This is a genomic window from Corynebacterium sp., assembly GCF_030532715.1.
GTDB lineage: Bacteria > Actinomycetota > Actinomycetes > Mycobacteriales > Mycobacteriaceae > Corynebacterium.
In genome coordinates, this window is record NZ_JAUNKO010000004.1 from 146,039 (window position 1) to 160,111 (window position 14,073).

General features: G+C 58.9%; 10 protein-coding genes. 7 read left to right on the forward strand and 3 right to left on the reverse strand.

Translation table 11 applies throughout. From position 1 onward, the window contains the following. Positions 1-79: 79 nt before the first annotated feature. The 4 genes from Q4D83_RS07630 (at position 80) to Q4D83_RS07645 (ending at position 4,174) form a co-directional block, all read left to right on the forward strand. Positions 80-1,105, forward strand: coding sequence for a hemin ABC transporter substrate-binding protein (locus tag Q4D83_RS07630; RefSeq protein ID WP_303174717.1), 1,026 nt, complete (start codon positions 80-82; stop codon positions 1,103-1,105). A gap of 59 nt (positions 1,106-1,164) precedes the next feature. Continuing rightward, positions 1,165-2,184: an iron ABC transporter permease gene (locus Q4D83_RS07635; protein ID WP_303174719.1), complete on the forward strand. Its 1,020-nt coding sequence runs from the start codon at positions 1,165-1,167 to the stop codon at positions 2,182-2,184. Between the two features lies 1 nt (position 2,185). Next, positions 2,186-3,049, forward strand: coding sequence for a heme ABC transporter ATP-binding protein (locus tag Q4D83_RS07640; RefSeq protein WP_303174401.1), 864 nt, complete (start codon positions 2,186-2,188; stop codon positions 3,047-3,049). A gap of 114 nt (positions 3,050-3,163) precedes the next feature. After that, the gene (locus Q4D83_RS07645) at positions 3,164-4,174 is read left to right on the forward strand and encodes an HtaA domain-containing protein (RefSeq protein WP_303174402.1); all 1,011 of its coding nucleotides are present in this window, start codon (positions 3,164-3,166) and stop codon (positions 4,172-4,174) included. 129 nt (positions 4,175-4,303) lie between these two features. On the opposite strand, the gene Q4D83_RS07650 is transcribed toward Q4D83_RS07645, so the two are convergent. Next, entirely contained in the window at positions 4,304-5,617 is a 1,314-nt protein-coding gene (locus Q4D83_RS07650) for an O-acetylhomoserine/O-acetylserine sulfhydrylase (RefSeq protein ID WP_303174403.1), read from the reverse strand. 480 nt (positions 5,618-6,097) lie between these two features. Between Q4D83_RS07650 and Q4D83_RS07655 the strand changes: the two genes are divergently transcribed. After that, on the forward strand, positions 6,098-9,613 hold the full coding sequence (locus Q4D83_RS07655; protein WP_303174405.1) for a DUF5979 domain-containing protein: 3,516 nt from the start codon (positions 6,098-6,100) through the stop codon (positions 9,611-9,613). Here Q4D83_RS07655 and Q4D83_RS07660 read toward each other — a convergent pair. Continuing rightward, entirely contained in the window at positions 9,552-10,229 is a 678-nt protein-coding gene (locus tag Q4D83_RS07660; RefSeq protein ID WP_303174407.1) for a hypothetical protein, read from the reverse strand. The genes Q4D83_RS07655 and Q4D83_RS07660 overlap by 62 nt on opposite strands. A 142-nt stretch (positions 10,230-10,371) precedes the next feature. On the opposite strand from Q4D83_RS07660, the gene Q4D83_RS07665 reads away from it, so the two are divergent. Together Q4D83_RS07665 and Q4D83_RS07670 are read left to right on the forward strand one after the other, a co-directional pair. Continuing rightward, positions 10,372-12,675 (forward strand): carbon starvation CstA family protein, encoded by a 2,304-nt coding sequence (locus Q4D83_RS07665; protein WP_303174408.1) that lies wholly within the window; start codon positions 10,372-10,374, stop codon positions 12,673-12,675. Beyond that, positions 12,662-12,862, forward strand: a complete 201-nt coding sequence (locus Q4D83_RS07670; protein WP_303174409.1) for a YbdD/YjiX family protein — start codon at positions 12,662-12,664, stop codon at positions 12,860-12,862. The genes Q4D83_RS07665 and Q4D83_RS07670 overlap by 14 nt, the downstream gene beginning before the upstream one ends. Positions 12,863-12,888: 26 nt before the next feature. Here Q4D83_RS07670 and Q4D83_RS07675 read toward each other — a convergent pair whose 3' ends face one another. Next, entirely contained in the window at positions 12,889-13,959 is a 1,071-nt protein-coding gene (locus Q4D83_RS07675) for a hypothetical protein (protein ID WP_303174411.1), read from the reverse strand. Between the last annotated feature and the right edge of the window lie 114 nt (positions 13,960-14,073).

The following is a 14,073-nucleotide window of genomic DNA, read 5'->3' on the forward strand; positions in this document are numbered from 1 at the left end:
CCAAACAATTCAATCCCTGAAACCCAATCGAAGTTTCGCACGAGCGTTTGTTGCTGTGTCGGCGGTTGTGGCGGTCGCATTGACCGGCTGCGCATCCTGGGACGAAACGCCGCAAAGTTCATCTGGCCAGCTGCGTGAATCGCTGCCCGATGCTGGTTCGCTCAAAGACCCCCGCAGCTTTACCGGCGTGAGCGCAGTCACCGGCATCGGTGATGTCGTTCCCGTGACGGAAAACCCATCTCCGCAGTTGCCGGTGGAACTCACCGACGCCGACGGTTACGACGTCCAGGTCGACGATGTTTCTCGCATCCTCGCCCTAGACCTGTATGGAACCTCCACCAAGACTCTGACCGGCCTTGGCTTGGCGGATAATATCGTTGGCCGCACCGTTTCCTCCACGGAGGAGCGCCTGAAACACCTGCCTGTGGTCACGCAAGGCGGCCACAATATCAATGTGGAGGCGGTGCTGGAGCTTCACCCCACCTTGGTGATTGTGGACCACTCCATTGGGCCCCGCGAAGCCATCGATCAAATTCGCGATGCGGGCGTGGATATCGTGGTGATGGATCCAACCCGAACCATCGAATCCATTGGCCAGGATATCCTTGATCTCGGCGGTGTGGTCGGCCTGCCGGAGGAGGCCCAGAAGCTGGCGGATCGCAGCGTCGAGGATGCTCAGCAAGACCGTGAGGCTATCCAAAAGCTGGTGCCACAAGAGCCTCTCCGCATGGCGTTCCTGTACGCCCGCGGCAACGGCGGGGTGTTCTTTATCCTCGGTGAAGGCAGCGGCGCCAAGGATCTTATCGAAGGTGTTGGCGGTGTCGACGTCGCGGTCGAGCACGGTCTTGGGGAAACTACGCCAGCGAACGCGGAGGCCTTGGCAAAGGTGGATCCTGATGTATTCATTATGATGGAAGACGGCCTAGAATCCACCGGCGGAATTGAGGGTTTGCTCGCGCGTCCAGGGGTGGCGCAAACGAAAGCCGGGCAGCAAAAACGCGTGGTAACGGTGCCTGACGGGGCGTCGTTAGCCTTCGGCCCGCAAACCGGCGAAGTGTTGTTGCGGATCGCGCAGGCGTTGTACAGCCCGGAGCAACAACAGTGAGCGCAACTGTCGTGGCTGAAACGAGCGGCTATCAGCGGCACGCGGCGTCGACAGGCGCGGTGATTGCGGCGCGTTCGCGTCGGCGTGTGGCGCTGTTTATCGTGTTGGTGCTGCTGCTCGCGGGCACCGTCGTGGTTAGCATTGCGGTGGGGCAATTTACAGTTCCGCTGCGCGAAATTCCCGGCATCCTCGCCAAGGGGCCCGCCGGCACGGACATTATGGAATCGGTAGTGTGGCGCATTCGCCTCCCGCGCCTTGTGCTGGGGTTGCTTGTCGGGGCCGCGCTCGGCGTGAGCGGCGCGCTCATGCAGGCGGTGTTTGCGAACCCGCTTGCGGAGCCGAGCGTCATTGGCGTCACAGCCGGCGCTGGGGTTGGGGCCGCAATCGCCATTGTGTTCAATTTTACGGTGTTTGGTGCGTCGACCGTCCCCGTCGCCGCGTTTGTGACGGCTGTGCTGACCACGGCCGTGGTGTATCAGCTTGCGCGCCACGAGGGAAAAGTTCACGTAATCAACCTCATCCTCACGGGTATTGCTATCAATGCCGTGGCCGGCGCGATCATTTCCATCATGGTGTACCTAGCTCCAACGGCTAACCGCGAGCAGATCATCTTTTGGCAAATGGGTTCGTTGAACGGTACGCAGTGGAAACATGTGTCCGTGGTGCTCGTTGTGGTGTGCTTGGGGCTCCTCGTGTCCCTGCGCTTGGGTGGGCAGCTTGACATGCTCGCGCTTGGCGACGCCGCGGCGGGACACCTCGGCCTCAACGTTACGCGTTTGCGCATCCTTGCGATCGGTGCATCGACCCTGCTTACTGCGGGTGCCGTTGCATACGCGGGGTTGATCGGTTTCGTCGGCTTGATTGTCCCGCATCTCCTGCGCACCCTTACCGGTCCCGCCAACCGAGTGTTATTGCCTGCTTCTGCGCTGGCCGGGGCGATGTTGATTGGGCTTGCGGATATCGCAGCTCGGACCGTCATTTCGTTCGCAGATTTGCCGATCGGCATTTTCACTGCGTTGGTGGGTGGGCCGACGTTTTTCATTCTGCTGCGCCGCATGTTGATGAAAGGACGCCGCTGACATGTCCACCGCTGCCTGCCATGGGTCTGCTGTTGGTTTGACGCCATTACTCCAGGCGCGTCACGTCCGCGTGACCGTCGGGGGACGCACCCTGCTTGACGACGTTTCCCTTGACGCATATCCCGGCGAAGTCCTCGGTCTCATTGGCCCCAATGGTGCGGGAAAATCGACGCTACTCGCCGCGATGAGTGGAGATTTACGCCTCGACGCCGGTGAGGTATCGGTGTGCGGGTTGAACGCGCACACCGCCTCGCATCTCGATCTAGCCAGGCGCCGTTCCGTCATGCTGCAAGATGTGTCTGTCTCGTTTGCGTTTCTTGTGCGCGACGTCGTGGCGATGGGGCGCCGCCCGTGGTCCCGTACGTCGTATGACCAGTGTGACGAATCTTTGATCGATGCTGCTCTCGCTGCCACTGGGGTGGCGCACCTTGCCGAACGCGACATTATGACGCTGTCTGGAGGGGAGCGCTCACGTGTTGCGCTGTCGCGCGTACTCGCGCAGCAAACTCCGGTGGTGCTCTTGGATGAGCCAACGGCGGCCCTTGACATTGGACATCAAGAACAGGCTTTGGGTCTTATTCGGGGGATGGCACGTGGGGGAGCCGCCGTGGTGATTGTCCTTCATGATCTGCAGGCCGCCGCTGCCTATTGTGATCGAATTTTGTGCCTTGCGGGCGGAAAAGTAGCAGCGTATGGAAGCACTCAACAAGTGTTTGTCGATCATGTGCTCTCATCGGCTTACGGGTGGCCGATTCGGATCGCCGACTCCCCAGATGGGGGTGGGTTACGGATAGTGCCGGAATCGAGCGGGGTGGAAAACCTCGACGTAGACGCGTTGGAATTACTCAAACCAACAGTCATCTAAGCGTAGCCTTAGTTAATAATTGACCTAGCCTTAACGCTTCCCTAAGGTAAGGGTTGCCTTTCATCCGATGTGTCGGTGAGGCGCCCCGAGAATGCCTAACACCCAGGAGTTCATGTGAACATTTTGTCGAACCGTGTGCGCCTCACGAGCGCAGCACTCGCCGCCACAATGGCAGCCACGGTGGTTCCCAACGCCATTGCAGCCCCCGCAGAGCCGGCCTCGCCAGGAAATGCTGCCTCCGCGCAATATTGCGAGAGCTTCACCGGCTCCTTCGACTGGGGAATCCGCGAGTCTTTCCGCAAGTACATCACCGGCAAGATCGCGCGCGGCAAGGTGGAGTTCACCACGAGTGCCACCGGAACTAATCCCTCAGACAACGGCTTTGCGTTCCAATTCGCCCCCGGTGCTGTCACCGCCCAAGACGATGACACGGGAACGATCGCATTTCAAGGTGACGTTACGTTCACCGGCCACGAAGGCTTGTTGAATTCCCACATCCACAATGTTCGACTGGTGATCGACGGCACCAAGGTGGACATCGTCGCCGACTTCGAAGCTGCCGAAGCGAAAGAATTTCACGCCGGCGCGGAAACCATCCAGCACAATGTCGTAGACGGAGTGATTGGGCAAGTCACTTTGGCAAAGCCCTTTAGCTTTACCGCCAAGGAAGCCAACGTACTTACCGGTACTCCAGTGGTCAATGACACCAATAACCAGTTGTTTAACGGTGTTTATAATCTTGGTGATCCGTTGGATCCAATTGGCGGGTCGCTGACCTGCGCGAAGTTCAAGGAACCAAAGGAAGAGCCAGGCGAAGTGCAGCCGACCCAGCCCGCCGAACCGAGCTCACCGGCAACGACAACTACGTCGAATCCGGAACCGAAGCCGACTACGCCAAGCACCGCAGCGACAAGTGCTCCCACGACGTCAAGCAAGCCGCAAACTAGTGTTCCCACTACCGCCCCGAATGCGGAGCCAAAGCCGGAATTCCGGACCTTCCGTGACTTCCTGCGGGACTTCCAAGGCAATCCGATTGGCGCGATTCTGAGCTTGCTGTCCATCGGTGGTTTGATAGCCATCCTGACTGGCATCGGTGGTAGCTTGCTCAACATGTTCAAGCGTTAGGTGAACTCAGGCCATTCAGGCCGCTAAGGTACAGGTGAACAAAACATCCCCTCGTTACGGCGAGGGGATGTTTTGTTGCGTGATGCAGCTTGTGGCCTCCGCGTGCTTACCGTGAGGGGCCGCGAAACGTTAGATTGCGGCGAATCCGCGTTCAAGGTCCGCGATAATGTCATCGATGTTTTCGATGCCTACGGAAAGTCGGACAGTCGCCTGGCTTACGCCGGCGTTGGCCAGGGACTCTGGGGATGATTGGGAGTGGGTGGTGGTTGCGGGATGGACCACGAGCGACCTGACGTCACCAACATTGGCGACGTTGGAGTGCAGCGTGAGGGCGTCGATAAATTTCCATGCCTCTTCTTGGCCGCCAGCAACGTCGAAGGATAGTACAGAGCCGGTGTGTTTGAGCCCGAGCTTTTCTTTGACGGGGTACCAAGGGGAGGATTCCAGTCCGGCGTAATGCACTTTTGCAACTTTCGGGTGGTTGTTCAGGAATGTTGCCACCGCCAGAGCGTTGGTGTTGTGGCGCTCGATGCGTAGCGCGAGGGTGTCCAGTCCTTGCGCAGTGACCCAAGCGTTGAAGGGGGAGGCGGCGGCCCCGGTGTCGCGCAAGAGTCCAACGCGTGCTTTGAGTCCGTATGCTGCGGCGCCGAGGTCTACGTATTTTAGCCCGTGGTAGGCGGGATCTGGGGTGACAAAGTCCGGGAAGATTGGCTTGCCCTCGCGTTCCGCGGTCCAGTCAAATTTGCCGCCGTCGATGAGTACACCGCCGAGTGCGGAGCCGTTGCCGGTGTAGAACTTGGTGAGGGATGCAACGACAATGTCTGCGCCGAGTTCGAGAGGGCGCACGAGGGCTGCAGTGGCCACAGTATTGTCGATTATAAGCGGCACATTGTTGGCGTGTGCCACGTCGGCGATTGCGGGGATGTCGAGGATATCTGCCTGCGGGTTTGCGAAGGTTTCGCCGTAGAACGCCACGGTGTTGTCCTGCACAGCGGCTTGCCATGCGGCTGGGTCGTCGGGGTTCGTGACGAACGTAGTTTCGATTCCGAGGCGGGCGAGTGTTACTTCGAACAGGGTGGTGGTGCCGCCGTAGAGGCGCGCTGATGCGACGATGTGGGAGCCTGCGCGCGCGATATTGAGTATGGCGGCGGTTTCGGCGGCTTGGCCGGAGCCAAAGAGCACGGCGTGGACGCCACCCTCAAGGTCCGCAAGGCGGTTTTCGACGGCCGCGACCGTAGGGTTGGTCAGCCGACTATAGACGGGGCCGGCATCTTCAAGTGCGAAACGCTGCTTCGCGTGTTCTGCCGAGTTAAATACATACGATGAAGTAAGGTAAATCGGCAGGTTGCGTGCACCTGTTTCGCTGTCCACCGGTTGCCCGGAGTGGATGGCGCGGGTTTCAAAGCCCCAACCTGTTGTGTCAGCATTGTTGTACTTGGTCACGGTGTGTCCCTTCGGTAGTTTTCAACCAACATAATGGACAGCTTGGTCTAGTGCAACTGGTGAAAAATGTTTGTGGGGTAGACCGCTTGGTCTTTGATATTGAAAGGCCCCACGTCGGAGGTACAGATTGATTCTCGCTACCCCCTTGGGGGAGGTTGGTTACTGGTGAAGTATCGCAAGAATAGCCCATGACCTCACCAGATGAAGCCAACATGAAAGTTCGTAGCGTACGACCTATTTTCGCAGGTACTCAGGTATTTTCCCGTTCGCTATCCTAGTCTGTTGGGACCAATTTGGCCTATAAGTTCGATAAGAAGAATCTAAGTGCAATAACTAGGTTGTATTTTTCACGGTTCATCCCCAACGCCGGAGAAAGTAGTCCAGATGTCAAGGATGCATCTCGCCCACCGCATAACTAGCATGCGGATAATTTGGGTCCTTATTGCGATACTCGTTTTGATATTTGGGAGCAGTTCGGTCGTGGTAGCAAACGCCGCGACAGATCATGCCGAAAGCTATGGTCAAGACCTTAATATCAAACGCAACAAAGTGGACGTAGAAAGCGAAAGCTATGTGCAGTCTCCATTGCGACATGGCGAAGAATTGCAATCCACGTTCACGTGGGTGATTCCTAAAGGTGAGCAGCGCCCGAAACCGGGCGATACGATGACAGTTCACCTGCCCGATTGGCTTCGGCCAACCGAGGATCACACCGATTTGAAAGCAGGCGACTACACAACATGTTCGTGGTCAAAGGCGGCAGCGGATGTGAAATGTACCTTCACTGACAAGGTGAAGGACGAGAAAGATAAAGAGCTCAGTGGCCACTTCGTCTTGGGTATGAATGCCTTTGAAAATCAAGGCACCGACTCGATACGTTGGGGTAAAGAAGACACCAATGTTTTTCAATTGGTGGTCGGCGACACCAGCGACAAGGTTGAGCCTCCAAGCGAGGAGACGCATCTTCCGGTCGCGCCGAGTGCAAACGCGCGCACTGGTCCCATCACGACGTCACTGCACAGCTTTCGAGAGGTGGAGTATGACGGCGAGTCTTATGTGCGTTTGCAGTGGGTTGTGGATGTGCCGGCGGAGAATTTTGATTTGGCGCAGTCCCTCACGCTGAAAGACATGCTCCAAGAGGTGAAGTCGGACGCGTGGGGTGGTTGGACGGTGCCGCAGTATTTGGCGCCCGATATGGAAATTGAGATCTTGCGCCGTGACGGCGGCGCCACGGAACACGGCGTCTGGGACGCGAGTGAGCCGGGTTGCGCCGCCGCCCGTGAGCAGGGGATTGATTGCGCGGACTTGGTTGCCACGATTCGCGGCAATGAAGTAATGGAGCGCCCCGGGCGCATTGTGGAGGCAGTTTCCGCGGAAGGCGGCATTCCTGAACTGGAGTGGCACGAAAAGCTGCCTAAGGATTTCAAGTTGAAAATGACGCCGCTGGTTAAGGGCGCCGCATACCGCATTGTGTTTTACACCTTTGTGCCGTCGGAAAACCTTCCGGAACACGGCGCCGAGGAGCGCGCCATCGCGCAAAATACGGTGGATATTAATGGGTTGACCATTAAGTCTGACGAGCACGCGGAAATTTTTACCCAACCGATCGACGGTTCTGGGGCTACGGCCACGATGGGCATGTTCCGCGTTGATAATGCAGTTGTAGGCGATACCGGAAAGGCGGAGGGTAAGGAGTTTCAATTCAGTTTTGATTGCGATGGTGTGACGGGGACACTCACGGCGAAAGCCCGCGAGACTTCCAAAGAATCACCAAAGTTCAAGCACGGTACCACCTGTACTGTGACTCAGGATGAGGGAAGCAGTGAATTAGACGGCTATAAGGTTGATATCGGTGAAAACCCGCGCACCATTGTCGTGGAGGCGGGCGAGGTCAAGGCGTTGCGCTTCGGCACCGTCTACGAGGCGCCACCGAAATCCGGAACGTTTGCCGTGCGCAGCGTGATCGCGGATCCGAAACCCGCAGGGGCGGATCCGAACCGCGAGTATGTCATCCGCTACGAATGTGATAAGCCCAGTAATGACGGCACCGTCCAAGGGCCGGCGGAGCTGAAGGTCCGCGGCGACGGCACCGTAGTGGAATCGCCCGAGTTCTTGGCCGGCACCAAGTGCACGGTCCACGGCGAGGATGAGGAAGCTGCGGCCGTTGAAGGCCAACAATTGGTGCCGCACTTCGACCGCAAAGAGATTGTGGTGCCGGTCGGGTCGGGCGCGGCCACCCCAGTGGCCACGGTGCAAGTCACCAACACGTACGCGCCACAGCTGACTAAGTTTGTGGTGACGAACTTGGTGGAAGGCACCGATGCGCTCGTAGAGCCGGTGACCTACCGCTATACCTGCGGGGCCGCTCGCGGCGAATTGCAGGCGCGCCCCGGTGAGACGGTGGAGTCGCCGCAATTGCCGGCCGGCGCGGAGTGTGAGGTGGAGCTGGATACCACCTCCGCTCGGGTGCCTGGTTTTGACCTGACCAACCCTAAGGAGCAATTGCGCCAGAAGATCACCTTGGGCCTTGCCGATGCCCCGTTCGTGCCGGCGGAGTTTCATCTCGCGTACGGCCCGCAAATGGGCACGTTCAAGGTGAAGAACAAGGTGGTTACGGTTGGCGGCAAGGGGCGAGTGCCTGAGGTATTTGATTTCGGCTACACCTGTAACCGGGACGGCGCTCCCGAGATTCAGGGAGAAATCGCCGGCGTGGCGGACGGGCACGAGAAAGAGTCCGATCCCATTCCGGCCGGGTATCGCTGCGTGGTTCGTAGCGACGACCCGCATACCGCAGGCGCCACCCTCGTGACGGATATTGGGTCCCCGGTGGAAATTGCCAAGGGTAACACTCCAGAGGTGGAGGTGACGCACGCGTACGCCCGTGGGAAGGGCGACATGACCATCACCATGAAACTGGATGATCCGAAGGCTTCCACTGTGGGCGGTGCGTATGCGTTCCAATACGCGTGCAAGCCGCCGGCTGACGGGCCCGAGGTGGTAGGAACCTTGGGCGCGATTGGGGCGGGCGAGTCCGCGACGTCGGAAAGCATTCCCGAGGGTTCTTCCTGCACGGTGTCACAGCAGGACGCCGGCGTGGGGAGCGGGGATCTGGCAAACTCCGGGTACAACAGTGTGCTCGTGCTGGAGCGCAACAAGCAGACGCAACTGCAAGCGGCGCGTAAGTATGAGGATCGGCGTGGCACCCTGCGCATCACTAACGCAGGTGCGGGTTCCGGCGTGGACATGCCGCAGGCCAAGGAACATAAGGCGCGCATGGATTACGTGTGTGCCTCCAATGGCGTGGTGGTTGCGGACGGCAGCGTGACCCTGAAACCCGGGGAACACGCTGATGTTCGCGATGTCTATGTCGGTGCGGAATGCACTGTGACGCAAAGCGTCGATGAGCTCACCGCGGACGACGTGCGCTACGAAAGCGAGCAGTCCGTGACGGAAATCGTCGCGCCGAAGATCACCGCCAAGGATGGGACTTCCGAAGCAGTGCTCCGCAACGTGTACACGGAACTGGGCACGGTTGAGGTGGATACCAAGCTTGACGGTCCTGCCGCGCGGATTATTTCCAACCAAAATACCTACACGTTCGAAGCGACATGGCGCGAAAATGGGCAAGAATTCGCCGAAGAATTCTCCGTCCAGGCTGGCGAAACGTACAAGGATCTGCCGCCGCTGCCCGTGGGCACGCCGGTAACCATCCGCGAAGTGTTGCCAGAAAACAGCGCCGTGGTGCACTGGGGGTTGCCCGGCTATATCAGCGACCCTCCGGCGGCTTTGCAGAACCACGGTGACGGCAACGTGACCGTGACCGTGCAACCCCGTCAACGTGTGAAATTGACGGTGGCAAACACCGCTAACCCGCCGGCATGGTGGCTGGCAGTACCGTTCGCGCCAATGATGGTGGAGCGCGCTGCCGGCGAGGCTACACAGCCTTCGAATGACGGTTCGGCTTCCGAGAATTCCACCACGCCCGAGCAGCAATAAGCGCTGCCACGAGAGCGCCACCCGCGACGTACCATGGCCACGTTGCGGGTGGCGCTATTTCGTCTGCGCACTGCTCCAGCGCCTGCTTGAATTCCAGCTGGCGGGCGTTATACCGTTCCCGCACATCCTGCTGATCGAACACGGTGATGCGGATTTCGTCGAGGCGGGTGCGCTGCTTCTCCCGCAGCTGTTGCGCGACTGCGGTTGCTGGGTCTTCGCTAATCGACGCCGCCGCGTTCACCGTTTGCTCATACGTGTAGGTGGTCTGAAACTCGGGGTCTTGCATGAACTCAGATGTTTTGTTGGACAGTTCCGCAAGCGACTCTGGGACCTTCGCGTCCGTCAACTTTTGTTGTAACTCGCCGGCGATGGGGGCGCCTTCAGTGTCGTAGCGGGCGAGGTCCGCCGCAAAGTGAGGGATCGTCGTGTCGAGCTCCTGGATCCGTTTGGCGCGGGCCTGCTGCTCAATATCATCCCAAAAATCCTGGATGGCCTGCTGTTCTGCGGAGCTGACCACGCATTGCTGGTTGCTGGCCGTCACCTTGTCTTGGGCAAGGTCGGTGGGCATGGGCAGGGCAATGAGCGCGGCGCAGGTGGTGGCAAGAACACGATTCATATGGTTAGAAATATCCGATTGGGGGCCGAAAAGCTAGGCACGCGCTTAAATTGTCCGTAATGTTATTGCGGTATACACCTAAAACAATTGATGTGAAGTGTCACATTAATTGCTCGCAATGTAAGGAAGGATGTAGGCAGACATGCTGATAAATGCAGCAACACCCGTGCCGCCCCCGCCGGAGGGAGTGGAATACGTATACTCCGAATCATCCGAATTGCCAGTGGGCGTGAAAGACCGCCGCGGATTCCCCCTCTGGAAAAAACTTGCGCTCGCCGCAGTGGCTATTGCCGCCGCGGCGGGGTGGGGCACAATTGCCCTCGCCCGCGGGGAAACAGTGAACGCTGTTTGGTTAGTGTTAGCCGCGGTAGGCTCCTATATCATCGGTTTTACGTTCTATGCGCGGTTGATTGAATACAAGGTGGTCAAACCTCGTGATGACCGCGCCACTCCCGCCGAATACGCCAACGATGGTAAAGACTTTATGCCGACGGATCGGCGCGTATTGTTCGGCCATCACTTCGCCGCAATTGCCGGCGCAGGTCCGCTGGTTGGCCCCGTGATGGCCGCGCAAATGGGTTATTTGCCGAGCACATTGTGGATTGTTATCGGCGTCATTTTCGCAGGAGCCGTGCAGGATTACTTAGTGCTCTGGGTATCTACGCGCCGCAAGGGGCGGTCGCTCGGGCAAATGATCCGCGACGAAATGGGGCCCGTGGGTGGCGCCGCCGGCATTATTGCCGTGATCACCATTATGTTGATCATTATTGCCGTGCTCGCGCTCGTGGTGGTCAACGCCCTGGCTGAGAGCCCGTGGGGTGTGTTCTCCATCTCTATGACCGTGCCGATTGCGCTGTTTATGGGCGTGTATTTGCGCTACTTGCGCCCCGGGCGCGTCAGTGAAGTATCCGCCATCGGGGTGGCGTTGTTGGTGCTATCCATCGTCGCGGGCGGCTGGGTCGCAGATACCGCATGGGGCGTCGAAATGTTCACGTGGTCGAAGGTCACGCTCGCGTGGGTGCTGATCGGCTACGGCGTGGTCGCCGCCATCCTTCCGGTGTGGCTGCTGCTCGCCCCGCGCGACTACCTGTCTACCTTTATGAAGGTCGGGGTGATTGCGCTGCTCGCGGTGGGTATTCTTATCGACCGCCCCGAGGTGCACATGCCCGCCGTAACCAGCTTCGCCCTGGAAGGCAACGGCCCGGTGTTCGCGGGGAACCTGTTCCCCTTCCTGTTTATTACTATCGCCTGCGGCGCGCTTTCCGGGTTTCACGCGCTCATTTCCTCCGGTACCACACCGAAGCTGGTGGAGAAGGAAAGCCAGATGCGCACCATTGGATACGGCGGAATGCTGCTGGAATCCTTCGTGGCAATCATGGCGTTGATTACCGCAGTGATCCTGGATCGGCACGTGTATTTTGCCATGAACTCGCCAACCGCCGTCACTGGCGGGAATGAGGAACAAGCCGCGGAGTTTGTAAACTCCCTGGGGTTGCCTGGCGCGGACATTACCGCAATGCAGCTTGCGGACGCCGCCCGCATGGTGGGGGAACACACCGTAGTGTCCCGCACCGGTGGCGCGCCGACCTTGGCATTCGGAATGTCGCAAATATTGACGGATATTTTCGGGCACCCGGAAATGCAGGCATTCTGGTATCACTTCGCCATCATGTTTGAAGCGTTGTTTATTCTTACGACCGTCGACGCGGGCACCCGCGTGGCTCGCTTCATGATGACCGACACCCTCGCCAACGTCCCCGGCCTGAGCCGTTTCAAAGACCCCAGCTGGACCCTCGGCAACTGGGTATCCACCTTCGCCGTGTGCGCACTGTGGGGCGCCATTCTGCTCATGGGGGTGACCGACCCGTTGGGCGGCATCAACGTGCTGTTCCCGCTGTTCGGCATAGCGAACCAATTGCTCGCCGCGATTGCGTTGTCGCTGGTACTGGTGGTTGTGGTGAAGCGCGGGCTGTACCGTTGGGCGTGGATACCCGCCGTGCCGCTCGTGTGGGACGTGATCGTCACCATGACCGCATCCTGGCAGAAAATATTCTCGAATAATCCGAGTATCGGCTATTGGGCGCAGCATAATCGCTTTAAGGACGCCAAAGCCCAAGGCCTCACCGAGTTCGGCAGCGCTAAATCACCCGAGGCTATCGACGCCGTGATCAGAAACACCGCTATCCAGGGCGTACTCTCTGTACTTTTCGCGGTCCTCGTGTTGATCGTGCTGTGCGCCGCAGTTGCCGCCTGTGTCAAGGCTGTGCGCACCGGGGCCGGAACCGATCATGAACGTGCCGACGCTGCACACACGACCGAAGAAACGTTCCATTTTTCCGGATACTTTGCGCCGCGGGGCTTGTTCGCCAGTGACGTGGAGAAAAAGCTGCAGAAAGTTTGGGACGAAGTGGTGCCACCACAGGAGCGTGCGCATGTGCATCATTAACGTCAGCTGGCGTGCGCTCCGCGCCTGCTGGCGCTACCTCGGCGAAATTATGGGCGAACGTGACTACCAAAAGTACGTTCAGTACCTTCAGCGGCACCATCCGTGCCGGCCCGTGCCCACCGAGCGCGAATATTGGCGAATGCGCTGGGCTGATCAAGAGCTCAACCCGCAGGGCCGCTGCTGCTAGCGTTCGCCGCCCATTGACCTGGGGTCTTATTGCTGATTTGAATGCCGGATGTTTGGCGCGGCGTCGAGAGGCTGTGAGGCCTCGGGTTGCTGGTGCGCGATGCGAGAGTACTTCGCCCACAGCTGGTGGGTGAACGTGTTGTTGAGGACGGCGGTGGCGACCTCGCAATCCGGGCGGGCCAAGTCGCGCACAATACCCTCGATGATCTCGGCGAACACGGGGTCGTTGTGCGCTCGGTACGTCTTGAGCGTATCGCCTAAACTTCCGATCAGGTTGTAGTAGGTGATGTCGGCTTCGCGGGTGCCAGCGGGTTCGATGCGCGTGTGTTCCTTGCGGTGCGCTTCCACAAACACCGCCCGGCGCAGGGAATCAACCTGGGTGGGGGCGTAATTTGGCAAGATTTCAATTAAGTGCCGGTGGCGCTTCAACGCGTAGTCAATAAATGTGGTCATGACTTGGCCAGCCCAGCCGCCCGGGGTCGCCGCCACGAGGTCTACCTTTTCTTTGAACCTGGCTGTGCGGTAGTCCGCAATCGCCTCCGCCCACTGGGGAGCCTGTTGCATCGCTGGCGTCGGCGTGAAGGTAGTCTGCTTCCCGCACTTCGGACACGGAACATATTGCGCCTGGTAGTAAAGATGTTCTACGGGGAGGGGGTTGCTGCAATGTTTGCAGTGAAAGTTCTCCGCAGCCTTTTCCCAATCGGCGACGGCGCGGCGGAATTGCCGTTCCGCCTCGTAGTCGGTGAACGGGGCGAACACTTCATCCGTCGCGAGTTCGATATCTTTTTCGAGTTGTTGGACGGCGGCTTCCGCATCCGCATAGGCGGCGCGGATTGTGGGGTCCGTTGAATCAACGTAGACCTCGAATCGCTCTTGGAAAATTTTCTGGCCGCGTTGCACAATCTCTCGCATTTGCTTGCGTAACGCGGCCTCGAACGCGAGGCAAGAGCGGTGGAACTCCGCAGGATCGGTGTCCGTCGGCTCTGGCGCAACAGTCTTCGCCTGGGAAATAATCTCCTCCGCCTGCTCCCAGAGTTTGCTCAAGAAGACGTCAAGGCGTTCGCGTAACTGTTTGATTTGTTCGAGATTGTGGTTCATTGAAAACTTCCTTTCGGAGTTCAATGTTCGCTGAACCATCCGCCCCATAGCAAGCGCGACATTCCGTGAGGCAGCCATTTTCACATATCAGTGATGTACATGTTGCGCCACATT